Annotated in this window: 26 protein-coding genes; 6 read left to right on the top strand and 20 right to left on the bottom strand. The window is 38.0% G+C overall.

Annotated elements, in window-relative coordinates:
• Positions 1-77 precede the first annotated feature (77 nt).
• The 5 genes from accA to dnaE form a co-directional block, all read right to left on the bottom strand.
• Positions 78-1,043 carry an acetyl-CoA carboxylase carboxyl transferase subunit alpha gene (accA, locus tag FHR85_RS02190; RefSeq protein ID WP_167260620.1) on the bottom strand — a complete coding sequence of 322 codons (966 nt, stop codon included), beginning with the start codon at positions 1,041-1,043 and terminating at the stop codon, positions 78-80.
• The gene (accD, locus tag FHR85_RS02185; protein WP_167260618.1) at positions 1,040-1,900 is read right to left on the bottom strand and encodes an acetyl-CoA carboxylase, carboxyltransferase subunit beta; all 861 of its coding nucleotides are present in this window, start codon (positions 1,898-1,900) and stop codon (positions 1,040-1,042) included. Before accD ends, accA begins: the two co-directional genes overlap by 4 nt.
• Before the next feature lie 288 nt (positions 1,901-2,188).
• Positions 2,189-2,788 carry a FadR/GntR family transcriptional regulator gene (locus tag FHR85_RS02180; protein ID WP_167260616.1) on the bottom strand — a complete coding sequence of 200 codons (600 nt, stop codon included), beginning with the start codon at positions 2,786-2,788 and terminating at the stop codon, positions 2,189-2,191.
• A 27-nt stretch (positions 2,789-2,815) separates the two neighbouring features.
• Positions 2,816-4,015, bottom strand: a complete 1,200-nt coding sequence (gene ystJ, locus FHR85_RS02175) for an NADP-dependent malic enzyme (RefSeq protein WP_167261102.1) — start codon at positions 4,013-4,015, stop codon at positions 2,816-2,818.
• Positions 4,016-4,152: 137 nt separating this feature from the next.
• Complete coding sequence (gene dnaE, locus FHR85_RS02170) at positions 4,153-7,470, bottom strand: DNA polymerase III subunit alpha (RefSeq protein WP_167260614.1); 3,318 nt, start codon at positions 7,468-7,470, stop codon at positions 4,153-4,155.
• A 175-nt stretch (positions 7,471-7,645) separates the two neighbouring features.
• Here dnaE and FHR85_RS02165 point away from each other — a divergent pair, with 175 nt between their 5' ends.
• The 3 genes from FHR85_RS02165 to FHR85_RS02155 all read left to right on the top strand — a co-directional run bounded on the left by FHR85_RS02165 (position 7,646) and on the right by FHR85_RS02155 (position 8,804).
• Positions 7,646-7,975 (top strand): YtrH family sporulation protein, encoded by a 330-nt coding sequence (locus tag FHR85_RS02165; protein ID WP_167260613.1) that lies wholly within the window; start codon positions 7,646-7,648, stop codon positions 7,973-7,975.
• 1 nt (position 7,976) lies between these two features.
• Positions 7,977-8,483, top strand: a complete 507-nt coding sequence (gene ytrI / locus FHR85_RS02160; protein ID WP_167260611.1) for a sporulation membrane protein YtrI — start codon at positions 7,977-7,979, stop codon at positions 8,481-8,483.
• A gap of 129 nt (positions 8,484-8,612) precedes the next feature.
• A complete protein-coding gene (locus FHR85_RS02155) occupies positions 8,613-8,804 on the top strand; it encodes a YtzJ family protein (protein ID WP_167260609.1) in 192 nt (63 codons plus the stop codon).
• 39 nt (positions 8,805-8,843) lie between these two features.
• On the opposite strand, the gene FHR85_RS02150 is transcribed toward FHR85_RS02155, so the two are convergent.
• The gene (locus FHR85_RS02150) at positions 8,844-9,791 is read right to left on the bottom strand and encodes a DHH family phosphoesterase (protein WP_167260607.1); all 948 of its coding nucleotides are present in this window, start codon (positions 9,789-9,791) and stop codon (positions 8,844-8,846) included.
• Positions 9,792-9,873: 82 nt separating this feature from the next.
• Between FHR85_RS02150 and FHR85_RS02145 the strand changes: the two genes are divergently transcribed.
• Positions 9,874-10,179, top strand: a complete 306-nt coding sequence (locus tag FHR85_RS02145; RefSeq protein WP_167260605.1) for a YtpI family protein — start codon at positions 9,874-9,876, stop codon at positions 10,177-10,179.
• On the opposite strand, the gene FHR85_RS02140 is transcribed toward FHR85_RS02145, so the two are convergent.
• Entirely contained in the window at positions 10,176-11,480 is a 1,305-nt protein-coding gene (locus FHR85_RS02140; RefSeq protein ID WP_167260603.1) for a DRTGG domain-containing protein, read from the bottom strand. The genes FHR85_RS02145 and FHR85_RS02140 overlap by 4 nt on opposite strands.
• Before the next feature lie 333 nt (positions 11,481-11,813).
• Complete coding sequence (locus FHR85_RS02135; protein WP_167260601.1) at positions 11,814-12,494, bottom strand: metal-dependent hydrolase; 681 nt, start codon at positions 12,492-12,494, stop codon at positions 11,814-11,816.
• A gap of 116 nt (positions 12,495-12,610) precedes the next feature.
• On the opposite strand from FHR85_RS02135, the gene FHR85_RS02130 reads away from it, so the two are divergent.
• Positions 12,611-13,708, top strand: coding sequence for a M24 family metallopeptidase (locus FHR85_RS02130; RefSeq protein ID WP_167260599.1), 1,098 nt, complete (start codon positions 12,611-12,613; stop codon positions 13,706-13,708).
• A gap of 94 nt (positions 13,709-13,802) precedes the next feature.
• On the opposite strand, the gene ald is transcribed toward FHR85_RS02130, so the two are convergent.
• Together ald and FHR85_RS02120 are read right to left on the bottom strand one after the other, a co-directional pair.
• Positions 13,803-14,915 carry an alanine dehydrogenase gene (ald, locus tag FHR85_RS02125; protein WP_167260597.1) on the bottom strand — a complete coding sequence of 371 codons (1,113 nt, stop codon included), beginning with the start codon at positions 14,913-14,915 and terminating at the stop codon, positions 13,803-13,805.
• 77 nt (positions 14,916-14,992) lie between these two features.
• Positions 14,993-15,754, bottom strand: coding sequence for an SDR family oxidoreductase (locus FHR85_RS02120; protein ID WP_167260595.1), 762 nt, complete (start codon positions 15,752-15,754; stop codon positions 14,993-14,995).
• Positions 15,755-15,907: 153 nt separating this feature from the next.
• On the opposite strand from FHR85_RS02120, the gene FHR85_RS02115 reads away from it, so the two are divergent.
• A complete protein-coding gene (locus FHR85_RS02115) occupies positions 15,908-16,354 on the top strand; it encodes a universal stress protein (RefSeq protein ID WP_167260593.1) in 447 nt (148 codons plus the stop codon).
• A 27-nt stretch (positions 16,355-16,381) separates the two neighbouring features.
• On the opposite strand, the gene FHR85_RS02110 is transcribed toward FHR85_RS02115, so the two are convergent.
• The 10 genes from FHR85_RS02110 to ezrA all read right to left on the bottom strand — a co-directional run bounded on the left by FHR85_RS02110 (position 16,382) and on the right by ezrA (position 26,059).
• A complete protein-coding gene (locus tag FHR85_RS02110; protein ID WP_167260591.1) occupies positions 16,382-17,197 on the bottom strand; it encodes an EcsC family protein in 816 nt (271 codons plus the stop codon).
• 15 nt (positions 17,198-17,212) lie between these two features.
• Entirely contained in the window at positions 17,213-18,196 is a 984-nt protein-coding gene (locus FHR85_RS02105; protein WP_208379579.1) for a class I SAM-dependent methyltransferase, read from the bottom strand.
• Between the two features lie 70 nt (positions 18,197-18,266).
• Positions 18,267-18,698, bottom strand: coding sequence for a GerW family sporulation protein (gene ytfJ, locus FHR85_RS02100; protein ID WP_167260588.1), 432 nt, complete (start codon positions 18,696-18,698; stop codon positions 18,267-18,269).
• Positions 18,676-19,335, bottom strand: a complete 660-nt coding sequence (locus FHR85_RS02095; RefSeq protein WP_167260586.1) for a hypothetical protein — start codon at positions 19,333-19,335, stop codon at positions 18,676-18,678. The genes ytfJ and FHR85_RS02095 overlap by 23 nt, the downstream gene beginning before the upstream one ends.
• 107 nt (positions 19,336-19,442) lie before the next feature.
• Entirely contained in the window at positions 19,443-21,032 is a 1,590-nt protein-coding gene (locus FHR85_RS02090) for an amidohydrolase (protein ID WP_167260584.1), read from the bottom strand.
• Between the two features lie 199 nt (positions 21,033-21,231).
• Complete coding sequence (locus FHR85_RS02085) at positions 21,232-21,435, bottom strand: alpha/beta-type small acid-soluble spore protein (RefSeq protein WP_167260582.1); 204 nt, start codon at positions 21,433-21,435, stop codon at positions 21,232-21,234.
• A 76-nt stretch (positions 21,436-21,511) separates the two neighbouring features.
• Positions 21,512-22,714, bottom strand: a complete 1,203-nt coding sequence (thiI, locus tag FHR85_RS02080; protein ID WP_167260580.1) for a tRNA uracil 4-sulfurtransferase ThiI — start codon at positions 22,712-22,714, stop codon at positions 21,512-21,514.
• A 1-nt stretch (position 22,715) separates the two neighbouring features.
• A complete protein-coding gene (locus tag FHR85_RS02075) occupies positions 22,716-23,855 on the bottom strand; it encodes a cysteine desulfurase family protein (protein WP_167260578.1) in 1,140 nt (379 codons plus the stop codon).
• Positions 23,856-23,947: 92 nt separating this feature from the next.
• A complete protein-coding gene (locus FHR85_RS02070) occupies positions 23,948-24,349 on the bottom strand; it encodes a hypothetical protein (RefSeq protein ID WP_167260576.1) in 402 nt (133 codons plus the stop codon).
• Positions 24,350-24,364: 15 nt separating this feature from the next.
• Positions 24,365-26,059, bottom strand: a complete 1,695-nt coding sequence (gene ezrA / locus FHR85_RS02065; protein WP_167260574.1) for a septation ring formation regulator EzrA — start codon at positions 26,057-26,059, stop codon at positions 24,365-24,367.
• Between the last annotated feature and the right edge of the window lie 28 nt (positions 26,060-26,087).

Genomic DNA, 26,087 nt, shown 5'->3' with positions numbered 1-26,087 from the left:
TACGACGAGATGATCATCAATTTTCTTAATAATTGTTGCAAATTGAAATAAAAAAGGGAACTGTTTGAACAGCCCCTTTAGGATTGAATGACTGATGCAACAGCACCAATTTGATTATACTTTTCCCATCGACGATCTAGCAAGTCGTCATGAGATAAATGGTTGAGTTCATTTAAATCTGATTCAAGTCGATCGGTGATCCATTTAGCCTGAGTCTCTAAATCACGATGAGCCCCACCTTGAATTTCTTCAATGACATCATCAATGACATTTAACTCTTTTAAATCATAAGATGTAATCCGCATTTTCTCTGCCGCTTGTTGTGCTAAATTCGAATCCTTCCAAAGCAAGGCAGCAGCACCTTCTGGTGAAATAACCGAATACGTGGAATTCTCTAACATGTATAAGCGGTCTCCAACACTAATTCCTAGTGCACCACCACTTCCTCCTTCACCTATCACAATACAAATAACAGGAACAGTCAGACCTGCCATTTCACGCAAATTCTTGGCTATAGCTTCACTTTGTCCACGTTCTTCTGCTGCTCGACCAGGATAAGCGCCTTTTGTATCAATAAAAGTAATAACTGGGCGATTGAACTTTTCAGCTTGTTTCATTAGACGTAACGCTTTACGGTACCCTTCAGGATGTGGCATACCAAAATTACGACGTAAGTTTTCTTTTGTATCTTTACCTCGTTGGTGACCAATTACAGTAACGGGTTGTCCTTTAAATTTGGCAATACCACCGACAATCGCCTCATCATCACCAAAGTAACGGTCTCCATGCATTTCAAGGAAATCAGTGAAGACATATTCAATATAGTCTAAAGTCGTCGGGCGCTCAGCGTGGCGTGCCATCTGGACTCGATCCCACGGTGTCATGTTTCCATACACTTCTTTTTCCAATTGCTCTAATCGATTTTCTAAAGTTTCAATCTCACCGCTGAGATCAACATCACTTTCACTCGTAAAGCTCTTCAACTCTGCAATTTTCTCACGCAGTTCTACGACTGGTTTTTCAAATGGTAATACGTTTTTCATGATTGCCCACCCCCTGCTTGGTGGAGTTCAAGAATAGTAGTCAATGTTTCTTTCATTTCGTACCTCGGAACCACACGATCAAGTTGTCCGTGTTTGTATAGAAATTCAGCTGTTTGGAAATCATCAGGTAACTTCTCACGAATCGTTTGCTCAATAATTCGGCGTCCAGCAAAGCCAATCAAAGCTTCTGGTTCTGCAAAATTATAATCACCTAATGAAGCGAAACTTGCTGATACACCGCCTGTCGTTGGATTTGTCATATAGGAGATGAATAAACCACCATTTCGATCAAAACGTTCCAAGGCAACAGATGTTTTTGTCATTTGCATGAGACTTAATACACCTTCTTGCATACGTGCACCGCCTGAAGCAGTAAATAAAATGAAAGGTACGCCGAGTTCATTGGCCTTTTCAATAGCTCGGGCAATTTTCTCGCCTACAACAGAACCCATACTCCCCATACGAAAACGCGAATCCATTACACCAATAGCTGTTGGATTTCCGTTAATCGTACCTTGTCCTGTGACCACTGCTTCATTAATGCCTGTTTTGCGTTGGTCTTTTTCGATCTTCTCCAAATAATCCGGAAATTCTAATGGATTTTCAGATGTTAAATCCGCATCCCATTCTTCAAACGATCCTTGATCTAGTAAAGCGTCAAGACGTTCAGGTGCTGACATTTGATGGTGATGTTCACAATGTGGGCACGTTAGTAAATTCTTCTCAATTTCTTTTCTATAAAATATTTTTCGACAAGAAGGACACTTAATCATTAATCCTTCTGGTAAGTCCCCATGTTCTTCTTGTTTTGAGACAGTGGCATATTTACGTTTTCGATTAAACATGTCTTTTATCAAGCCGATTCCTCCTTCACCAATCACTCAATCACATCATACGTTCTCTATCATGCAAAAACTGTCATAATTTATATTAAGTATAAGCTTTGATAAAGTCCGTTGTTGATATTGTGATCCGCTTTCGGTGGACGCTTTCCGCGGGCACGGCTCGAGCCTCCTCGGCCAAAAACGCGGCCTGCGGGGTCTCGAGACTCGTGCTGTTTCCGCAGGAGTCGCCACCTTCGCTTCTCACAATTCAACAACTTAGTAATAACTAAATCGAATAATAACATCAAACTCTAACAGAATTTAAGTATACAATCTCGAATGGGTATCGATTGCTTGGTCATATTCTTGGCGTTTAATTCGGTCAATTATAGACTGAACATCAGAAGCATCAAGCTGCTCTTGTTCCGTCATTTGTTGAAAGCCAGCTACAAGATGCCATATCTTCAATAGTAATTGATTCCCCAGTTGATTAAACAATAGAATAAACAACTCATTATGGATTTGTTCACTTGCACCATCAAGTGATTCTAATTCCTCAATTTCTCTTACATTCAGTCGCTTCAACTCTTGTAAGCATAATTGTTCAAGCATATATTGCACTTCTTTTAACTCATCTTTGGTTTGTGCTTCAGTTAAAACAAAGGTTGATAACAATTCCACAGAGTGAAAAGGTTTGTAAGTGCGTAAAAATGTACCTTCACCGTGACGAGTTTCAATTAACCCTAATAATTCAATCGCGCGTAAAGCTTCACGAACAGATGCCCGACTAGCATTTAATTGATCTGATAACTCTCGTTCAGAAGGAATTCGATCTCCATCTTCTAATTCGCGTTCTTGAATAAAACGCCTAATTTCATTTAAAACTTCTTGATAAACTTTCATTTTTGATGGATTAGACATGCGACACACCTCAAACCCTATTATTCCTTAACCAATATCTGTTAATTCTTGTGTCCGCTTCACGACATCCTCTGGGTCAACGTCAACTCGAGCCACACCTGACTCCATAGCTGCACGTGCTACTGCGCCTGCAACAGCTGGTGCCACACGAGAATCAAAAGGTTCAGGAATGACGTAATCTGCTGATAATTGATCACCGACTAATTCGGCAATCGCTTCAGCTGCAGCTACCTTCATTCGTTCATTAATCCGGGTTGCTCGTACATCTAATGCGCCTCGGAAAATACCTGGAAAAGCTAAAACATTGTTCACTTGGTTCGGAAAATCTGAACGACCTGTACCAATTACTTTAGCCCCTGCTTCTTTCGCGTCATCTGGAACGATCTCAGGATCTGGATTCGCCATCGCAAAGATAATCGGGTCATCATTCATTGACTCGACCATTTCTTTTGATAGTAAGCCACCAACTGATACACCAATAAACACATCGGCACCTTCCATCACTTCTTCTAATGTTCCTGCTTCTTTATCTTTGTTTGTAAATCTAGCTACTTCATCTTTTACATCATTCATACCTTCATCACGACCATCATAAATAGCTCCACGTGAATCGCACATGATCATATCACGTACACCGAAATTATAAAGTAATTTAATAATAGCAATACCCGCTGCGCCAGCACCGTTAGCAACAACTTTAATATCTGAGAATGATTTACCAGATAATTTCAGGGCATTAATAAGCCCTGCCGCCGTAACAATAGCAGTGCCATGCTGGTCATCATGAAAGATTGGAATATTTGTTTCTTTCTTAAGACGTTCTTCTATAACAAAACATTTAGGAGCTGCGATATCTTCTAAATTAATACCACCAAATGTTGGCTCCATTAACTTCACAGTTTGAACGAATTCATCAACATCTTCTGTATTTAAAGCAATCGGGAAGGAATCGACTCCTGCAAACCCTTTGAATAAAGCTGATTTACCTTCCATTACTGGAAGAGATGCATCAGCACCTATATTCCCAAGTCCGAGAACTGCTGAACCATTCGTCACAACCCCTACCATATTACCCTTCATTGTATAATCAAAAACAGATTCTTTATTATCATAGATCGCTTTACAAGGCTCAGCAACACCTGGAGAGTAAGCTAAACTTAAATCTCTTGCATTGCGGATTGGCACTTTCGAATGAGTTGCTAATTTCCCTTGATTTGCCTTGTGCATTTGTAATGCTTCTGCTTTTAAATTCGCCACTTATACCGCTCCTTTTCATAAATGGTCAGACCACTAACGCAATTAATTATAACAAATCAAACCAACATGTAAAGTCGTAAGTCGTGATGTGCATCCTCACATCACAACTACGATTTTACAACAACATGGCCCTCTGTGAAATAATCTTTTAAAGCCTGGATACTTTCATCGTGAACATGAATATCAAATGCTGGTGCTAATTGATACACCTGATTCTGTTGAGGAGAATAAATCGTAATAGGTGTTTTACCAGGAAAATGAGTGTGTATCTGTTTAATATAATCTAATTGTGCTTGTTCATCCTGATGAAGTAACTTAATAAACACTTTTCGATGATCATCAACTTCTAATTTATCTAAATCAATAAAATCAACCTTTTGTAATATGAGTTGCTTCTGACCGTTTCGTTCATCCAAGTCACCTGATGCTTGCACCGTTTTTTCCTCATCAAGATCTCGCCCAATTTCACGGTACAGTTTCGGAAAAATAACACCATCAATTTCGCCATATTCGTCTTCCAATGTGACAAAGGCCATCTGTTCACCACGTTTTGTCCGTATCGTTTTCACTTGATTCACAGTTAAGGTCAGCTTACCCCTTTTTTTCAAAGGAAGTTCTTTAAATTGTTTCGTTGTTAAGTATCCTTCCCGGGTTAAACCACGTCTCATACGATGAAATGGATGTTCACTAATTCGAAACCCCATCACTTCCTGTTCCATATTAATCGCCTTCAAAATGGAAAAGTCAGGAACATTAGTATATTGAACATTCATATTAAACGACTCATCCATGCCAGAAAATAGCTCCCCTTGGTCAATCGCTTGCACCACAGAAGCTAATAACTGTGCACGATGCGGGTGTATATCATCAAATCCACCTACAATAATAATCGATTCAAGGATTGGACGTGTCACGATATTTAACGATACACGTTGGCAAAAATCAAATAACCCCTGGAAGGGTGTCTGACCACGCGCTCGAATAATCTCCTCATAGACTTGTTTCCCTAAACCTTTTATAGCTAATAATCCAAAGCGAATTGTCTGATGGTCCTTAACAGTAAACTTGCCAAAACTCGCATTAATCGAAGGTGGTAAAACTTTAACGCCAACTTGCCTTGCTTCTTTTACATACATTTCTAATTTGTTAGCATCATGCATCATTGAAGTTAACAATTCAGCGTAAAAATAGGCTGGATAATGCGCTTTAAAATAAGCTAATTGATAAGCGATCATCGAGTAAGCTACTGCGTGGCTTTTATTGAAACCGTAATCTGCGAATCGTTCAATCCATGAAAATACTTGCTCACCCAATGAAGACTCATAACCCTTTTCTTCTACACCAATCAGAAATTCACGACGTAATTGTTCAATAGCTTCCCGATCTTTCTTGCTTATCGCCCTTCTCAATAAATCGGCTTGGCTCATCGTGAAGTTAGCTAATTCACTGGCAATTTGCATGATCTGTTCTTGATAAATCAATACACCGTACGTTTGTTGTAATATTGATTTTAAATCGTCATGAACATATTCCACCTTTTCAAAGCCATGTTTTCGTTTTGAGAAGGTATCAATGAATTGCATAGGCCCGGGTCTATATAAGGAAATAACGGCCACTATATCTTCAAAAGATGTTGGTTTAATAGTCCGTAATGCCTTCTTCATACCTGATGATTCTAATTGGAACACACCTGTTGTTAAGCCATTTTGCAATAATTTAAACGTTTTAGAATCATGCTCTGGGATTTGTTCAAGCGTTAAAGTCTTCCCCTCACGCTCTCGAATTTGTTTCAACATCCGTTCAATTAATGTTAAATTCCTCAATCCAAGGAAATCCATCTTCAATAATCCTAATGATTCAAGCTCTTCCATTGGGAGCTGAGTTAACAAGACACCCTCAGCGCCTGGAAACATTGGAATTCTCCCCGTCAGTGGACGGTCACTGATCACAACACCTGCAGCGTGAACAGAGTGATGTCGTGGTAATCCTTCTATCACAAATGCGGCTTGGAACATTTTCTTCAATTGATCTGTTTGAGTAATATAATCTTTCAATGTTTCATTCTGCTTGATCGCTTGCTTTAAGGAATTCGTTTGTTGTGGAATCGCATTAAGTAAGTACGTTTGTTGTTCACGACTAATTTGGAAAACTTTCGCTAACTCTCTAATAGTTGAACGCGCTTGAAATGTTCCAAACGTAATGATTTGTGCGACTCGATCATCACCGTATCTATTTTTCACATAGTGGAGCACATCATCTCGTCGATAATCCGAAAAATCAATATCAATATCTGGCATTGACTGTCGTTCAGGGTTTAAAAACCTTTCAAATAATAGTTGATGTTTAATCGGGTCTACATCCGTAATATTTAATAAATAAGCAACAATCGACCCTGCAGCCGAACCACGTCCTGGCCCCACCAATATGCCTTCCTTTTTCGCATATTTTACAAGGTCCCATACAATTAAGAAATAATCAGCAAATGCCATTTGATTAATCGTATTAAGTTCATGGTCTAATCGTTCCATTGCCTGAGACTGACTTGCGGAATCATATTTATATTGAAGCGATTCTTCACACAATCGGCGTAACATGTCTTCAGACGTTTCATCTGTCTGTTCTTTTGGAAATTCCGGCAAATCGAACCACTTTTGCGACATGGTCAAATGGCATTGATCAGCAATCTCTGTCGTTCGATTAAACGCATCTCGCCACTCTTCCACAAATGTTTCATCATATTCATTTAATGATTTTAAATGTGAGACATTATCATTTAACGATGACTGTTGATGAATCGTTGCTTGATGCTGCATGGCCTGTAACGCTTGATAACCGATCAAATCGCGTTCACGAACATAACGCACATTATCTGTTACCACAGCTTTATGTCGATAAGAATGACCTTGGTTATAGAGCCATGACTGAATTAACGACGTTCCATGAGGCTGCAAATTAATATACCAATCATTCAATTGATGATCTAACACGCCTAATAATTTATTTAAATGGTCGTAATCTTGTAAATAAATCAGGTCTTCAAATACCGTTTGATAAAATGAAGCGATTGTAATCAAATCATCTGCGTGTTCGATATCCTCTAAATAGATTGATTCCTGACGAATATGTTCCTTATTCGATAAAGTTACTAACGATTGAAATCCTGTTTCTGATTGGGCTAATAAAATCATCCGAACAGGACGTGGTTCATCTGCTATGTATACATTAGTTGTCATACCAACAATGGGTTTAATCCCATGTCGTTCACATGCATGTACAAAATGATACGATCCATGTAAAACACCTTCATCCGTCAAAGCTAGAGCTTTAAACCCTTTTTCTTTTGCTTCTTGGACGACTTTTTCAATTGATATAGCACTCTTCATAAGGGTGTAGCTACTATAAAGTTGTAATTGCACAAAATCCATGGATCATTCACCTGCTTACTCTTCGACTTCATACTCTCTACTATTATTATATAGGAGAAAGGACGAAGTTGAAATCAATCACATAAATCAAATAAGAAAAACATACATTTTAGTAATTAAGACTGCTTGTCTGCAAGTAGTTTAACACGACTAAAAAGGCTAGAAGGTCGATAATATGGAAGAACGTATGGTTATCTCAATTATAAAATGCTTTTTCATTGCGTTTGGTGTGTTAACAGGAGGCGCATTATTTGGTAGTTTAGGTGGTTATTTAACTGGACAACCCCCTTTGTCTGAAATGATGTTAGCTGCGAAGAAATTAAGAATATGGGCCATTGTCGCAGCTATCGGTGGCACGTTTGATGCCATATCATCATTTGAAAGAGGAATTTTCGAAGCATCGACGATCGATGTCATTAGGCAAATAGCGCTCATCATTTCAGCAATGAGTGGAGTCAAATCAGGCATTATGTTAATCAACTGGTTAACACAGGGAGATTTGTGACATGCACATCCCTCCTTATTACAAGAAAGCATCTTGGCAAACATTTCTAATCGGCGTTTTAACTGGTGTGGTCATCGGTTATATCTTTTTTTTATTTGTATATGGTCAACATACAGAAAGATGGATTGAAGAGAATCTATCCATTAGAAATGAATTACATGAAGTAAAACAAGAAAATGAACTTTTAAAAAGTGATCAAAGTGACTTGAATGAAGAAGCTGAGCAACGTGTTACGGTACAAAAAATTGAACTCACATGGACCAATGCGGAGCAATTAGATTTAGATCGTTTCACCACTCACGAATTAAAAGAAAACTTATTAGATGAACTCGAGTCAGTCGTCGGTCAGAATATTATCTCTTTGTCTGAACAGCGCACCTTGTTATTGCGTACAATAGAAAATAAAACGTTTAATATTCGAGATGTCGACTATCAATTAGTGGTCAGACATATGACCATTGGACCTACCTTAATCCTAAGCATAGAAGTTAAAATCGCTCCGTCATAAAACTGTCATAAAATATTGACGGTTTTGCAAACTTTCATTATCAACTGATATAAAACGTTTGAATATGGTTATAATATAATTAGAATCTTATCATTGTATAAGGTCAACTTATAGAAAGAGGTGAGTCCAATGTTTGTACAGTATAAACAAAGACTTGCAAACGAAAAGGTGAACCGTCTCAAGGATGGTTATTCAGCTTATGCCGAAACCGAAGAACTCATCCGACTAATGAAACGTAGAATAAAAGCTAACAACTTAGAAATTTTTGAAGACCATACTGACATCGGTTCATGGTTCATCCCAGAAAATCGCACGAGTTAAACAAGAGCCCAGCTAATCGCTGAGCTCTTTTAATTATGATTAATAATTTAAACAAACGGCATCTAATGCGTCGATAACGTCGTCAGTTTGATCCCAGGAAGTTATTTTAGCACCTGATGCCATTGGATGCCCGCCACCATCAAACTGTTCAGCCACTCCATTAATCACAGGACCTTTCGAGCGTAAACGAATTCGAATAACGTCCTCTTCTTCTACGAAAAACACCCACGCTAAAACGCCCTCAATATCTGAAGGCACACTCACAAAAGCGTGCGTTTCTTCAGGAGTTACACCATAATGGTTTAGCATTTCTTGTGTTAGTTTGAAAACAACTAATCCACTTTCACGACGCTCTAAATTCGATAATAACTCCCCTTTGAATTTAGCCGTATTAAGCGAAACACGATATAAATTGTCATGTAAAGATTGACGATCGAAGTCATACTGAATAAGTGATTTCGCTGCTTCAAATGTTCTTTCGGTTGTATTTGGAAACAAGAATCGTCCAGTATCCGCAATAATACCAGCATAGATTAAACGAGCAGCTTCTTTTGTCATTACCCATCCATCTGCCTGTGCTGTTTCATATAATTCATAAACCATTTCACATGTTGATGATGCATCAGGATCAACCCACATCACATTACCATAAGGATCACGATTGGGATGATGATCAATTTTAATTAAATAATTTCCTTGGCGATATCTTTGATCACAAACACGTTCTTCATTAGCTGTATCACAAACAATGACTAAGGCATTTTCGTACGTCTCATCCTTAATGTCGTCAAGTTCAGCTAGATACGCTAAACTTGGGTCTTCTTCACCGACAACATATACTTGTTTCTCAGGATAAGTAGCCTCGATTATTTTAGCTAAACCGACCTGTGACCCATAAGCATCAGGATCAGGTCGAACATGACGGTGTAGGATAATCGTACTATGTTGTTTGATTTGTTGTATGATTTCACGTTGCATAAATGGCATCCTTTCTCATAATTGTCACTAGCCTTTCAAGCCAAAAATCGATACAATAGATACGGATTTGATCATAAAAGGAGCGTTTAATTTGATTATTCTCGTGACAATCTTTGTCGTTTCAATTGTTTTTTATTTGTATTTTAAAGTCAGAATCTTGAATTATAAAAATCCTTTATATATGCACTATACGAATGGTAAAGCACGAATAGCTCTAGGTGTATTTATTGCGTCATTCGGCATTAATGCATACGGTTTTTATCAAACGCAGTTCGCCTTATTCGTGTGTATTCTCTTCTTAGTTCTTGGTGGTGCTCAATTCGTTCACGGTTACAAGGTGTTTAAGCACTATCGAGGTGAGATTATCAGGTTACAAGAAGCTGGTGACTTAGACTAACGATTGATTAATTGCGTCATCACCATGGCTTTACTCACTAATTCTTGATCAGAGAATATTTGCACGTCAATCTTGGCAAACTTCCGACCTAACTCAAGTATTTCAGGAGTCACAGTTAATATAGCACCAATCTGAACAGGTTTCATGAAGAAGATTGATAAATTTTCTATTACCATGTCTCCTGTTTTTTCTTTTTTCAAGGATTGGTTACAAGCCTCCGTAACTAATGATGCAAATACGCCATATGATAATGTCCCAATTTGATTTGTCATTTGCGGCGTGACTTCTGTTACAAATTGATTGGACGCATCGTCAGATTGCATTTGTTTATGAATTAAATCATCAATGGTTTCTCCAATTTGTGGTTGTCTCTGACTACTTTGTAATCCTTTAATGACATCTTGTCGACTAATGACCCCTTTAAAAGTGTCAGCGTCATCAACCACAGGCATCATTTCGATCCCTTGCCATACCATGGTATGAGCAGCGCTAGCTAAAGACGTTGAAACTTTTGCTACAATCGGCTTTTTAGCCATTACTTTTTCGATTTTTAAATCAATTCGTTTATTAATAATATCTTTCGATGTTACGACGCCTACTACTTGATTGTTTCGATTTAAAACAGGATATCTGCTGTGTTTCGTTTGATCGTACAAAGCATGCCACGCTGACACGAGGTCATCTTCATACAATACCCGTGTTTCTTCAACAGGTGTATAAATATCATCTACAATGACAATTTCCTTCTTAATGAGTTGATCATATATGGCGCGATTAATCATAGCTGCCACAGTGAACGTATCATAAGAGCACGAAATCACTGGAAGTTCATAGCGATCAGCTAAATTTTTAACATAGTCTGTCGTATCGAAGCCACCTGTAATTAAAATAGCAGCTCCCGCGTTCAAAGCCTTTTCCTGTGCTTTCACACGGTTACCGACAATCAATAAACTCCCTTTCTCAGTGTATTTCATCATGGCTTCAAGTTTCATAGCACCGATGACAAACTTATTCAAGGTTTTGTGTAAACCTGTACGCCCTCCTAACACTTGACCATCAATAATATTAACCACTTCGGCAAAAGTTAATTTTTCAATATTCTCTTTGCGTTTCTGTTCAATACGGATGGTCCCAACACGTTCAATGGTGCTGACAAGCCCTGTTGATTGTGCTTCTTTAATCGCTCGGTAAGCCGTACCTTCACTGACATCCAGTTCCTTTGCAATGGCACGGACGGATATTTTCGACCCGACCGACAACGATTCTATGTAATTTAATATCTGTTCATGTTTAGTGCTCATCGACTCACCTAATTCTCTATGATCATATAGATTTATTATACCTGTTTGCCAGATATTCAGCAATTAAGGGTACCAACTATATGCTCTGTTAAAGTTCGTTGTTGATATTGTGATCCGCTTTCGGTGGACGCTTTCCGTGGGCACGGCTCGAGCCTCCTCGGAAAAAAAGCGCTTCCTGCGGGGTCTCGAGACTCGTGCTATTCCCACAGGAGTCGCCACCTTCGCTCCTCACAATTCAACAACTAAGTACTGAACCTGCTATAAACAACAATAAATTTTAAAATAACAAATATAAAAAAGCAGCCGATATCTAATCGACTGCTTACCATTTCTTTATAAGTCTAATGCGTCGCCTGGTTTCATGACATAACCAACGTTTTGTGGTAAGGAGTTCGCAAATGCTTCTCCATCTTGATTAATTAATGGGAATGTATTGTAGTGAACAGGTACAACACGAGCTGCATTAATCCATTCAGCAGCTAATCGTGCATCATCAGGTCCCATTGTAAAGTTATCTCCAATTGGTAAGAATGCTAAATCAATATCATTAAACTCACCAATTAACTTCATGTCTGAGAATAATCCTGTATCACCAGCATGATAGATTGTTTTTCCATCAATCGTTAATAATAAACCAGCTGGCATTCCCGTATAAACAATGGTGCCATCTTCTTCTGTATAAGCAGAGCCATGGAAAGCTTGTGTTAATTTCACATATCCGAAGTCAAATTCATGACCGCCACCAATATGCATTGGGTGCGCATTTAACCCTTTATTCCCGAGATAAGTTGCCAATTCAAACGGTGCAACAATTTGTGCATCATTTTCTTTGGCAATTTGTTCTGTGTCACCAACGTGATCATTGTGACCATGTGTTAGTAAAATTACATCAGCTTTTAGACCTTCAGCGTTTAAATCACAATTGTCATTTCCAGAAATAAATGGATCGATTAAAATGGTGTGCTCGTCTGTTACAACCTTTACAACAGAATGACCATGATAACTTACTTTCATATGTTATGCCTCCTATGTTTTTTGATTTTAATTAAAATTATTACTTCACCATTCATTTATTACCCTTTATCCGTTAAGATAACACATAAAGACTATAATTTTTAGAGGTGATTAACTTGAATCAACGATTGGATCAATTAACTGAAGCTTTAAAGAAACACGATTTAGATAGTATTTTGATGACGTCTAAAGCCAATGTATTTTATTACAGTGGCCTTTACGCTGAAGCTCACGAGCGCTTAATTGCTGTTTATGTTGATACTTATGGACGTAAAGTGATCGTAGCACCAGCATTAGAAATGGAAGATATTCGTCGCACTTCTTGGCAAGACGATATTATTACATACTTCGATCACGAAGACCCTTGGGACAAAATTAAGACATGGCTCACATCAACAGGCGATTTACCGAAGCATTTAGCTATTGAAGAAGATCACCTAAATGTTTCACGTTATCAAAACATCCTTAACCTTACACAAACAAGTGACGTTCATTACGGTCAAAATTTACTCAATCAAATTCGTGTTATAAAAGATGACTCAGAACTAAAAGCACTTCAAGAAGCTGCTCGTTATGCTGATTTTGCTATTGAAACGGCGGTCAAGCATATTCGGCCTGGCAAAACTGAATTAGATATTATTGCAGAAGTTGAATATGCCTTAAAACAAAAAGGAATTCGTGATATGTCATTTTCAACACTTGTGCTTTCAGGAGAAAAAACGGCTTCACCTCATGGAACCCCAAGTACTAAACCAATCGAAAATGGAGACTTCGTTTTAATGGACTTAGGGGTTGTTTATGATGGCTATTGCTCTGATATTACCCGAACAGTGGCTGTGGGGGATATAACTGCTGAACAACAAGCTGTGTATCAAACTGTTTTAGAAGCGGAAAAACGAGCGATTGAAGCATGTCAACTAGGGACGCCATTAGGTGAAATTGATCAAGCAGCACGTTCTACTATTGATGATGCAGGATATGGCGACTATTTTACCCATCGAATTGGTCACGGCATGGGAATTGATGTTCACGAATTTCCTTCGATGGCATCGAACAATCAAGATCCATTACAAGCTGGAATGACATTTACGATCGAACCAGGGATATATCAGCCTGATGTTGGTGGTGTCAGAATCGAGGATGATATTTATATGACAGAAGACGGCCCACTAGTATTAACGCAATATCCTAAAGAATTGAAAATTATTACTTAAATGAGATTAATCAACTAAAAGCCCGGATGAGCTCCAATTACGATCAGGAGTCATCCGGGCTTTTCGTGACTATTAATAATTTAAGAAATGCGCTTTAAATTAAGCTAGTTAAATCGTAAAAGTCCATTCCGTGTGCATCAGCTACAGCTTTATAAGTCACATACCCTTTTAAGGTATTAACACCTTTTGCTAATTGAGGGTTATCTTGTACTGCTTCTTGATAACCTTTGTTAGCAAGCTGTATAGCATATGGCACTGTGACATTGGTTAATCCAATAGTTGATGTCCGAGGAACAGCTCCTGGCATATTCGCAACCGCATAATGTTGCACACCATGACGATCATACGTTGGGTTATCATGCGTCGTAATATGATCAACCGTTTCAACAATACCACCTTGGTCAACTGCCACATCAACAATTACAGAACCATCTGTCATTTGTTTAACCATGTCTTCTGTCACTAATTTAGGCGCTTTAGCACCTGGAATCAGTACAGCACCGATTAATAAATCAGATTGTCTAACTTGTTCTTCGATATTTAACGGATTAGACATAACCGTATTAATCTGATTACCAAATAAGTCATCTAATTCACGCAAACGGTTCGGGCTTAAATCGACGATTGTGACATCAGCACCTAAGCCAACTGCTATTTTGGCAGCATTGGTACCAACAACACCACCACCAACAACTGTCACTTTACTACGTTCCACACCTGGAATACCGCTTAATAAGACACCTTTTCCTCCACGTGTTTTCTCTAAGAATTGAGCACCGATTTGCGAAGCCATACGACCAGCCACTTCGCTCATAGGCGTCAATAATGGTAGTGTGCCTTGATCTGATTCAACTGTTTCATAAGCAATGCTTGTCACTTTATGATCAATTAAAGCTTGAGTTAATTCAGGTTCTGCCGCTAAATGTAAATAAGTAAATAATATAAGTCCTTCATAAAAATAATCATATTCTTCTGGTAGCGGCTCCTTAACCTTCATTACCATTTCTTGCTTCCAAGTTTCGTTAGCGGAATCCACAACCGTAGCACCCGCTTCACGATATTGATCATCTGTGAAACCCGATCCTTCTCCCGCTTGTGTTTCTACAAATAAATCATGACCCGCTTCTTGAAGCGTCATAACCCCTGCAGGTGTAAGCGCAACTCGATTTTCATTGTTTTTAAGCTCCTTTGGTACGCCAATTTTCATAACTAAGCCTCCTATATTGGTTCTTATATTTATGTAACCGATTTAACTATAACATGGATTACATATTTTTAGTATCATCAAGATAAATGCTTATGAATCACATCTAATCCACCTGTTACTTCGATTACAGTGCCAGTAATCATATCTGATTGATCGTCGCATAAATAAGCGACAGTCCTCGCAATATCCTCACCAGTTCCTGGTCGTCCTATTGGTGTTTCCGTATCTAATATATCGCGACTAGTCATGATGTCTGCTTCTTTCATTTCATCAACTATTTTACCAGGTGCAATCATATTCGCTGTAATTTGATTTTCCGCTTCTTCCAATGCAACAGTCTTCATTAATGAAGCTAGTCCTACCTTGGCTGAAGCAAACGCTGAGCGATAAATCCATCCTGAACTATAATCGACACCTTGAAATCCAAGAAAGATCACTCTGCCAAATTTCTGTTCTCGCATAATCGGCAGTACATTTTTTAGTAAATAAAAAGACGCATCTAAATTACCACGGACCATCTCATGCCATTCATCCTCGGTATAATCAAACAATTTCTTACGCTCGAAGATATAAGGCCCAGCGTTACTAACTAAGCAATCAATACGACCAAACCGTTCATAAGCTTCATTAACGGCTGAGCGAATGGACGAGACGTTCATCGTATCAAGATAAACAACCTGTAAGCGATCTTGTTTTTCTTGAAAAGTTTCGATCAGTTCGTTTGCTCTTTCAGTATCCGTTCGATAAGTCGCTGTTACACTATAACCTTGCGAGAGAAAATACTCTGTCATTTTTCGTCCTAAACCTTTTGTTCCAGCTGTTACAATGACATGTTTCATATCTAGAACTCCTATCATTACATCATCTCTAATCCAATTTTACCATGTTTCACCTATAAAATGAATAAAGCAAACGATAAAACAACGCCTTTGTACGAGTATGAATATTCTGATATTTATGGTATAATATAAGTAGAAATAAGGAGGGGTCATATGGCTTTCGAATATCATGATGTCGTAATTGCTGTAGATGGATCTAAAGCATCTGATTTTGCCTTTCAAAAAGCAATTAGTATCGCTAAACGAAATAATGCCACACTTATCATTTCACACGTTGTCGATACACGTGTCTATTCTACAATTGAAGCTTACGATCGTAGCGTATCAGAGCGGGTACAAAATGATGCTTGGGAATTGCTAAGAACTTATCAAAATCGTGCAGAAGATGAAGGTATTGAAAACGTCGTAACTGACCTCGAACACGGTTCACCTAAAGTTAAAATCGCAAAAGAAGTAGCACCAAAATACAATGCTGATTTAATTATCTGCGGAGCGACAGGAATGAACACAGTCGAACGTTTCTTTATCGGCAGTGTATCAGAACACATTACCCGTTATTCGAAAGTTGACGTTTTGGTTGTACGACCTGAAGATGAATAAATAAAGGTGACCATCTAATGGTCACCTTTATTTATTAGAAGATTGAATGGAACGATATTGATAAAATCGCGTTGCAAATTCACTGACATCTTTAGCGGTTTTATAATTCACAGCTGCTCCAATTCCAACGCTTACAATTGGCAGACCCTGTATCATTTTCCTACGAGATAACACGATCGCTAACGTTTTAAATATCGACTTTAGCGGTTGTTCTGCCCATGTCGGGTTGGTTAGTTCCTCATGTTTACCCATGAAAGAATCATACTCATTTACATTTTCCTTTAATTCCTGCCAAGCCTCATAACGCAATCGTTTAGGTAGTGCCCCAGCATGAAATACCTTAAGCGCTAACAGCATTTCGATCGGGTTATGCATATTATATCCGAAACTCGTACCGATTAATTGAATGGTTCGTAAATTCAACCCCACCATTAACGGGATATCAACACCTAATAACAACCATCCTCCAGAACCAGCCATACCACCTTGGACAAAGGAATATAAACGATTTTTAGCAACGTGCTGGTTAGCGAGATAGGTTTGTTTCTCAATTGATAATCGGCTCAAATCTTCAATCGTATTGATTGTTTCATCATACGTACGGCCAATTTGCAATAATCGGTCATAAGCATCCTGTTGCATTTGCGTTCCTTGTAGGAAAGTATAAGTATAAATTAGCCATTGATCCACACTGTTAAAAAAACGTTGTTGGACATGCTTAGGTAGTTTCTGAAACTGATCTTGCACCCACATTTCATACATTTTCTCAAAATCATTTGAAACATAAGAGTCTAGATCATCTTCCCAACGTGACAAATCAACTAAAACGCGTTCCTCTCCCATGAACACAGCTCCTTTTTATCGATCGTTTTGGAACCATTCATCAATCTGTTGAATGACATTATTGGTTGCTTCTACATCTTTAAAGGATGGTAACTGGGCTAACATCACTTTATTTGGATCCCGTGTTGCTTCCCCTTTTTTCTGTAAAACTAAAATACTTCGCTTGAACTTCTCGTCTTTAAACATGGATTCTGGTAATTCTAAAGCGCCAACAATATGTGCATGTTCTTTAAGGAAAGACTGCAAAGCATCCTTCTGTTCACTAGCAAATAAGAAGCTAGGGACAACAAAGAATAGATAGCCTGCTTCTTTCACATATTTTAAACTTTGTTCGATAAATAAGTGGTGAGCAAAGGAATGCTCCCCTTCTTCCGCTTTTAATTCGTAGGAGCTAGCAGTATCGTCATCAGGGTAATAACCGACTGGTAAATCTGAAGCAATCACATCGACAGGTTCTAATAATATCGGTTTTAAACTGTCTTGATGGAAATACTCAATTTCACGCTCTTGTAAATTCGTATTATTAAAAGCTAAGCGAATAAGTGTTGGATCCACTTCACTTCCGAACGTTTCAACATTAAGGTGATCCTGTTGGTTTAAAATGGTTAACAATAAATTACTCGAACCTGCCGCCGGATCAAATAGACGATAAGAAGTCTCATCATCCATAAATTTATTAATTAAATAACCCATAAATACACCAATCGTATCCGGAGTGATGTAATGATGCTGTTGAGTAGCACCTTTCATCCCTTTCAAAATAGCTAACTGCATAGCCTTACGTCGCGCTTCTTTATCGAATTGATCAAATTGAACATTATTTACTTGATCAACCAATTTTTGGCGATAATTAGGTTCTAGGTCTTCAGGCACCTGTTGTTCAAATAATAAATTACTTGAAGCAATTAACGCCTCAATATAGGGTGTATTTTCTTCCTGTTCAATGATGGTTGTTGTTTCGTCTAACCATGTGAACAGCGTATCAATTTGTTCTTGCATCAAAGTCCCTCCGTGAATCATAATACAGTCTTATTTTAGCAAAGATGAAAGGACTTTGACAGTTAAAGAATTATTCAGGGGTTGAGGTTGATTGTGACTGTTGATTTTGACTCGATTCATTAAATAAAGATTGAACTTTCTCCACAGCCTGTGGTGCCAAATCAATCAATTTCTCAACAATATGTGTATTCTCATCTAAATGAACCATTTGGACATCATGTGCTCTTACAATCAAAAATGCGATCGGTGTAATGGAGACACCTCCACCAGCACCGCCACCATAAGGTAATTCTTGCTGGGATTGAGAGTCTTGTTGTGAAGATGATGTTTGAAATTCGCTACCTCCTGAAGCAAACCCAAAGCCAACTCTTGATACAGTAAGAATAACCGTTGACTTATCAGGCGTTTCAATCGGATCACCGACAATCGTATTTACATCAATCATGTCTTTTAAACTGTCCATAGCCGTTTCCATCATATTATGAATAGGATGTTCGCTCATTAGAATTCCACCTCTTTAATTTATAATATTGCCACACTATCGAAAACGCATTACGAATAATATGGCTGATTCGAATTGAAATTATGCATTCAAAATGGGTTTTAAACAAAGCCGTTTGATAGTTAGGTGTGACGTGATACTCCAAATGTTCTTGACTTTGTAACAATTGGGCTAAAGTCCGACACCCAACACTTTTTAAGACATTCGTGACACTGACGAGCACAGCTGTGTGATCAGCTGCTTTCATCCCAATTTCGCTAGACCAGGAGAAATGGTGTAACGTCATATCCTTCAACAATCGCCTAATCCTAGGTAACACATCTTGAGTGATATCCACCACTCGATTAACAAGGCTGACTTGTTCTTTAACATCATCGGTTGAGTAATGCTTTTTCTTTTCTTTGGTTGGTTGATGCCACATCTGATCCTTTTCTTCTACGTTAAGCGACAAATGATCATCTAGTTGAATGAGTGGAATCGTTCGCTTAAAAATCGGCTGATTCATCCACGTCATTTTCATAAAAATATCTTGTTGTTTATGGGCATATGTAACCGTTAGATGAAACGTTAATTTCGTTAAGATAACGAAACAACAAATGAGTACTAATAAACCTATTACGATGAGTAATACCGTCAACCTAATCAACTCCTGACACTTATAAGGTGTCTCAAATAGGAATATTTATACAAAAAACGTTTCATAACCAGATTAATCAGGTCATGAAACGTTTAGTTGCTCTAATTTTATTGTTCTGATTGATAAACAACGTGACCTCCAACGATTGTTTCCTTTACGTTAGTTTGACGAATACTGTCCGGAGAACTCTGGAAGATATCATGGTCTAACACTACAAAGTCTGCCTTATAGCTTGGGAGAATCAAGCCTTGTTCATTTTCTTTTTGAACAATTTTTGCTGCATTGACTGTATACAGCTCAGCTGCTTCAAAAATCGATAAACATTGACTGGTCAAATACGATTGACCATCAAACTGTGACCGACGATCAACGGCTGCGGCTATACCGTTTAATGGGTTTATTTCTTCAATCGGTGCATCTGAACTGCCCCCACATAAAATCCCAGCATCTAAGTAATCTTTCCAAGGATATGAAGAGTCGATTAGTGGATGACCAACTCGATCTATCGCCCATGGAAAGTCTGAAGACACAAATGTTGGTTGAATATCAATAATAACTGGAAGTTTAGCCATGCGTTGAATCAAATCTGGTCGCATAATTTGGCCATGAATAATGCGATCCTTTTGACCTTGTTCTGGCGGGTAAGCTTCAATAACATCTAAGACTTTCTCAGCTGCTAAATCTCCAATTGTGTGGACAGCAACTGCCATTCTATAGCTTCTAGCTTTTAAAATGAGCTCTTTTAATCCTTGATCAGAATGGATGGCAACACCATTTGTCTCAGGATCATCCGCATATGGTTGTGATATTAAAGCTGTTCGGCCTCCAAGAGCTCCATCAGCAAACAGTTTCATAGCGCCGAATTCTAGCCAATCATCTTGTTCTTGTCCGACACCTTGCTCTTCAATATAATCATCAACAATCTCATGATGCACAAGTAGATGTGCGCGAAAACGTTGATCGACTCCAATGGTTTCACGGAAAGCATTAATCGTTTTAGAATAATCACCGTAATAGCTCAGATCTTCACTATGTCCACTGACAATACCATTCGACAACAAATCATTTACTGATTGATTAATGGCTTTTTTTAAATAAATTTGGTCAGGCTCAGGCATTGCTTGTTTCAATAATTCCTGACCTTGATCCAGGAAATAACCCGTCAATTCCCCTGATTCATTTCGTTCTATGACACCACCATCTGGTTCTGCTATATCATGATGAACCCCCGCGATTTCCATTGCCTTTGAATTAGCAACCATCGCGTGCCGACATACACGCGTCAAGATAATCGGATATTCCGTTGAGATCGCGTCTAATTCTTTACGATGAATCACATAAGGTTCATCCCAATTATTTTCATTAAACCCTTCAGCAATTAGCCATTCGCCAGGTTCCACGGTTTGAAGTGCCTCTTCTACTTGTCGCAAAAGCTCCTGTCTTGAGTCAATATAAGTCACATCTAATCGCAGTAATCGCTCACCGTGACCAATAATATGTAGATGACTATCGATAAAACCTGGCAAGATTGTGCCTTTTGAATGATGCTCTTCATCGATTTCTTCTTGATAATGTGACTTCAATTGATGATAATCACCCGTATCAACAATTATTCCATCTTTCGTATAGATCGCCTCGACTGTATGATTTTCATGTTTCATAGTATAGATTTTATTTGCCGTCCATAATGTTCCCATTTCGCTTTTCTCCTTCATATTAACGCATTAAAATATTGCTACTTATACTTTACCGAAAACACCTGTCCTAGCGCAAATTATTTTTGCTTTCATTCATTCTATAGAAAAGAGGTAGTTACATCTAAGTAACTACCTCTTCCATTTCACGATCCAATGAAACATTGGATATGAAACGTTGCTTCAATTGTATTGTTGCCCACTATTGTTGATTCATTTGTGATTGTGCCTGTTGAACTAGGCGTTTAGTAATTTCGCCACCAACAGAGCCGTTCGAGCGAGATGTTGAATCTGGACCTAATTGTACGCCAAATTCTTGTGCAATTTCTGTTTTCATTTGGCCTAAAGCTGCTTCTACACCAGGTACAACTAAGTTGTTTGAGCTATTTGAGTTGTTTTGAGCCATGTCTTTCACCTCCTCGTTACCTATTGTGAGATAACAAGAGGGCAATCATACTATGCAAATGATGGAAGACCATAACTTACAACAAATCGTCGAATGAATCCTGTTTTTGATTTGCATTATTTTTATAAACGACTGTTTCAACTTGATCAACAGCTTCATTAATTTCTTGTGTGAAATCAACTGACGCTTCTAATTCGAGAATCTTTTCTCTTTTCGGTCGTGTTTTTGGTTGTTTCGGAACAAAGATCGTACAACAATCTTCATAAGGTCGGATTGAAATGTCATAAGTATCAATCTCTTTTGCGATATTGATAATTTCATTTTTATCCATTGCGACTAATGGTCGTATAATCGGGTAATTCGTTACCTCATTAATCGCATTCATACTCTCCATTGTTTGACTCGCTACTTGCCCTAAGCTTTCACCTGTTGCCAGTGATAAGATGTTATGTTGCTTTGCGAGTTGTTCGCTCACACGCATCATCACTCGACGCATCACAGTCATACCATAGTACTCAGGAACATTTTTAAAGATCTTTTGTTGTAGTTCTGTAAACGGCACATAGTGAACGGTCACATCTCCACCGAATTTTGTCAGTGTTTGCGCTAAATCCTCAACTTTTTGCTTAGCACGTTCTGATGTGAAAGGTGGTGAATGAAAATGAATTGCTTCTAGTTTTACACCGCGCTTCATTGTTAAATAACCTGCAACAGGGCTATCAATTCCACCTGACATCATCAATAATGACTTACCAGTTGATCCGACAGGCAGACCACCTTTCCCTTCAGTTCGTCCTGACGTTATATACGTTGCATCATGACGAATTTCAACGCGTATCGCAGCATCTGGTTGATGAACATCTACTTCCCAACCTTCAGTATTGCGTAAAATATGACCACCTAATAAACGGTTCATTTCTTGAGATGATTTTGGAAACTCTTTGTTGGGGCGTTTACAAGTCACTTTGAAAGTTTGCCCCTCTTCTTTCTTGATTGCTTCAAGTGTCCCATCTTTAATTGATTCTTCATCATTATTCACTTTCATTGCCATACTGAAAGATTGAATGCCAAAGATATCTTTACAACGTTCAATGATTGGATAAGGATCTTCACCATTTAACAAAATATACATGTGATCGCGCTGACCTTTAATCGACAAACCCTTATAATCACTTAGTGCTTGTTGTACATTGGAGCGCAACGTTCTAATAAAGAATTTTTGATTTTTACCTTTTAATGCTAATTCGCCATAGCGAATTAATATATGATCGTAGTTCATATTATGACCCCATTATTTTTTCATATTTATTCATTACATTTTGAAAAGCTTGTAAAAATGATTGTACTTCTTCGATAGTTTGTTCTGTTGTCAGGCTAACTCGAATGGCACTGCTTGCAGAGACATCACTTAAACCACATGCTTCTAATACATGACTGACTTCATTGTCTTTAGAAGAACAGGCAGATTTAGTAGAGACAATCACACCTTCTTCTTTCAATGCATGGATCAACACTTCTGGTTTAAAGTTTTGGACAGAAAAGTTCAAAATATGAGATGCGCCATTTCTGGGAGAATTAATCTTCACATTATCATATTTCGATAAATCATCCACCAAAGTCTCACGTAATGGTTCGAGTTTCTGATATGATTTTTCGTTCTCTTTAGCAATACGCATCGCCTTTGCAAAAGAAACAGCACTTGCTATATTTTCCGTTCCTGGTCGCACGCCATGTTCTTGACCACCGCCGTGTTGAAGTGGCGTTAAATGAATATGGTCTTTTTTAATTAGACAACCTGAACCTTTTAATCCATGAATTTTATGTCCTGATATCGTCACTAAATCAAGATGAGGATGGTGATAAGGTAGTGAAAGCTTACCAAACCCTTGTACATGATCAACATGAAACACAGTTTTCGGGTAATCAGCTAATAAATCTGCCACCTGTTCAATCGGTTGAATAGTGCCGATTTCATTATTCACATGCATAAGGCTTACTAAAATGGTTTGATCCGTAATGGATTCTTTTAATTCCTCTAATGAAATATGTCCCGACTCATCTACTGATAAATAAGTGACTGAATAACCTTGTGTTTCTAAATAACGAAATGTTTCTAGGACGGATGGGTGTTCAACTTTTGATGTGATTAAATGGTTCCCGCGATTTTGGTAACCATGAGCTGTACCTTTAATCGCCAAATTATTACTTTCTGTACCACCTGATGTGTAAATCACTTCATGTGGTTTAATCTCTAATAATGAAGCTATTTGTTCTTTGGATTTAGTCAAAAGTGCTTCAACTTCACCACCTAATGCATGAATCGAAGATGGATTTGCAAAATAAGTCGTTGCTACTTTTTGAAACGTGTCTACGACTTCATCGTATGGTTTTGTTGTGGCACTATTGTCTAAATATATCATAGTTTCTTATCTCCTTTAGTCGTCCTCATTCCATCAAATCATATTACCACAATGTATAATGTGACAGCAAATATAAAAGAAGCTCTCTCCCTTTATGATTCGGAGACAGCTTCATTAGTTTGACCAAACATATTTAACAATTCATTGATTGAAATCGTTTTTTGATCTTCTTCATCATTGAAATATTCACGCCAAGAATCCAAGGATGAATCATCAATGGATTGAAATTCGTCTTTCAATTGTTTTGCATTAAAAGACGTTCCATCTGCAACTAATTCATTTGATGAATTGGTTTCCTCCTGTACCAGTTGCAATTGCTGACTATGTAAAGCCCACAATGAATCAAATGATTTGTCGGATAAAGATATTTCCTCGGAAATAAAATGATCTTGTGCAACATAAGTCGTTTTTGATTCTTGAATAAACAAAACAATTACAACTGTCCATGTGGCAACAAACAAGACTGAACTTAAAATGATGATGAATCGATCCATACTACACCACTCCCCCTATGATGCAGTTACCTTTAATTGTTCCTCAATTCTCTTAACAGCACCAGGCTCTATTTCTTCTAAGGCAGTTCCTACTTGTTCTAATGCTAATTCATAATCATTATGTCTGAACTGCTCTTCTGCTTCTGCTATTTTGGCTGCTAAAACAGGATAACTGCTACGGTATCGGTTCGCATATTGAATGACGTATTCCGCTAACTGCGCTTGCTCAATTAATAAATCCGTTTGCTCAACCGCTCTTTCCACATTTTTATCTGCTTCTTCTAATGTATTTGAAACTTCATCAACATCTAATGGTTGTACATTCAAGGATTGATTGGCTTTTTCAACTAAATCTGTTGCCTGATTAATTAAGTCAACAATATAGTTAGGAACACCAGGTAAATTACTTTTGTATAATCTTTGCCGTACATGACTAATTCGCTGTTTTAATTGATCAATTTTTTCACGAGCACTTAACTCGTCCTTGCGTAAATTATAAAGATGATCTGAGAATTGTTGATGAGCTACTTCCCATTCTTCAAAATCAGACATCCAACCTTCTAAATCGGCACGAATTGTTGAATATGGTTGTTCTTCATGCTCAATCATGGCTTTAATACGTGTTGCTTTTTTCTCAAGTTGATCTAGCGATTTTTCTAATTCATACTGCTTTTCGTACTTTTCGTCTTTAAGATGATAATTTTCCTTAACAATCATCACGTTTTCTTTAGTTTCATTAAATGCTTCACGAGCTTGTTCCACTTTATTGTCCAGCAGATCATAACGCTGCATGACGAAATTCTTATCAAACGCTTCTTTTTCTAATTGGTCATAAATTTCTACCATTCTTGATTGAATTTGTTCGATCTTCTCTTGAACATCATCGTCCTTACCTTTATTTAATTGCTCCACAACAGCTAATAAGGTTTCATGGTGCGTTTGAATCTCTTTTTCGATACCTAAGTGTTGTACACGATAACCATCATCTTTCATTTCCTTCAATCCGTTATGTAACTGATCCAATTCTTCAGGTAAAGTGTGTTTACATAAACGGTACCATTCAGGAAATGTTTCGATTTTGCGGTTTAATTCATTCAACCGCGCTTTCACATTATGTATCAACTCTAAGGCATCGGAATAATTTCCTTCTGTTGTTAATTCCTCATACCTCGCCATTTCTTGTTGCAATTCATCGAGCTCAACCTCAAATACAACTTCAGCTTTACCAAGTTGATAGCCATTTTGTAATACTTTTTTTCGAGTCTCAGAGATCATGGGTTGCAACTTCTCAGCTTCTTCTCGACTATCCTGCTCAGAATGTAATAATCGGTCAACTTCATCAAAAATGTCATCAATGGTCTTTTCGACCCTAGAGAGCTTTTGCTCCACTGCTTTCAAACTACGTGAGGCCTTGCCGAATTTGTATTTTTCTGCAGCTTCTTCTGCATCTAATAAATATTCTTCCACTTCAGTAAACACGTGATCATTAATGTCGTCCCATTCATTTCGCCACGTTTCAAATAGCTCTTCTGTTTCGCCTGTTAAATTTAGATGGCCAACCTTACCGAGTTCATCTGCTACTTGACGATTCATGAGTTTTACTTTCCATGTTTCAAGTGTGTCGACTTTGTTATAAACTTTTTTACGTGCTACGACTCCTACTAAAATAAAGGCAATTATGAGTATGATTATTCCGATTATGTATTCCATCAAAAGCCCCCTAACACTTTTCCGATCA

This window comes from Alkalibacillus almallahensis (assembly GCF_011761495.1).
Taxonomy (GTDB): Bacteria; Bacillota; Bacilli; order Bacillales; family Alkalibacillaceae; genus Alkalibacillus; species Alkalibacillus almallahensis.
Note: the sequence above shows the minus strand (reverse complement) of the source record. Positions and strands in the feature narration are given on the sequence as shown.

Coding starts and splice junctions, on each gene's coding strand:
- accA (WP_167260620.1), bottom strand. CDS start 1,043: ATGAAAAACGTATTACCATTTGAAAAACCAGTCGTAGAACTGCGTGAG.
- FHR85_RS02180 (WP_167260616.1), bottom strand. CDS start 2,788: ATGTCTAATCCATCAAAAATGAAAGTTTATCAAGAAGTTTTAAATGAA.
- ystJ (WP_167261102.1), bottom strand. CDS start 4,015: ATGCACAAGGCAAATCAAGGGAAATTAGCAACTCATTCGAAAGTGCCA.
- dnaE (WP_167260614.1), bottom strand. CDS start 7,470: ATGGATTTTGTGCAATTACAACTTTATAGTAGCTACACCCTTATGAAG.
- FHR85_RS02165 (WP_167260613.1), top strand. CDS start 7,646: ATGGAAGAACGTATGGTTATCTCAATTATAAAATGCTTTTTCATTGCG.
- ytrI (WP_167260611.1), top strand. CDS start 7,977: ATGCACATCCCTCCTTATTACAAGAAAGCATCTTGGCAAACATTTCTA.
- FHR85_RS02155 (WP_167260609.1), top strand. CDS start 8,613: ATGTTTGTACAGTATAAACAAAGACTTGCAAACGAAAAGGTGAACCGT.
- FHR85_RS02150 (WP_167260607.1), bottom strand. CDS start 9,791: ATGCCATTTATGCAACGTGAAATCATACAACAAATCAAACAACATAGT.
- FHR85_RS02140 (WP_167260603.1), bottom strand. CDS start 11,480: ATGAGCACTAAACATGAACAGATATTAAATTACATAGAATCGTTGTCG.
- FHR85_RS02135 (WP_167260601.1), bottom strand. CDS start 12,494: ATGAAAGTAAGTTATCATGGTCATTCTGTTGTAAAGGTTGTAACAGAC.
- ald (WP_167260597.1), bottom strand. CDS start 14,915: ATGAAAATTGGCGTACCAAAGGAGCTTAAAAACAATGAAAATCGAGTT.
- FHR85_RS02120 (WP_167260595.1), bottom strand. CDS start 15,754: ATGAAACATGTCATTGTAACAGCTGGAACAAAAGGTTTAGGACGAAAA.
- FHR85_RS02115 (WP_167260593.1), top strand. CDS start 15,908: ATGGCTTTCGAATATCATGATGTCGTAATTGCTGTAGATGGATCTAAA.
- FHR85_RS02110 (WP_167260591.1), bottom strand. CDS start 17,197: ATGGGAGAGGAACGCGTTTTAGTTGATTTGTCACGTTGGGAAGATGAT.
- FHR85_RS02105 (WP_208379579.1), bottom strand. CDS start 18,196: ATGCAAGAACAAATTGATACGCTGTTCACATGGTTAGACGAAACAACA.
- ytfJ (WP_167260588.1), bottom strand. CDS start 18,698: ATGAGCGAACATCCTATTCATAATATGATGGAAACGGCTATGGACAGT.
- FHR85_RS02090 (WP_167260584.1), bottom strand. CDS start 21,032: ATGGGAACATTATGGACGGCAAATAAAATCTATACTATGAAACATGAA.
- FHR85_RS02085 (WP_167260582.1), bottom strand. CDS start 21,435: ATGGCTCAAAACAACTCAAATAGCTCAAACAACTTAGTTGTACCTGGT.
- thiI (WP_167260580.1), bottom strand. CDS start 22,714: ATGAACTACGATCATATATTAATTCGCTATGGCGAATTAGCATTAAAA.
- FHR85_RS02075 (WP_167260578.1), bottom strand. CDS start 23,855: ATGATATATTTAGACAATAGTGCCACAACAAAACCATACGATGAAGTC.
- FHR85_RS02070 (WP_167260576.1), bottom strand. CDS start 24,349: ATGGATCGATTCATCATCATTTTAAGTTCAGTCTTGTTTGTTGCCACA.
- ezrA (WP_167260574.1), bottom strand. CDS start 26,059: ATGGAATACATAATCGGAATAATCATACTCATAATTGCCTTTATTTTA.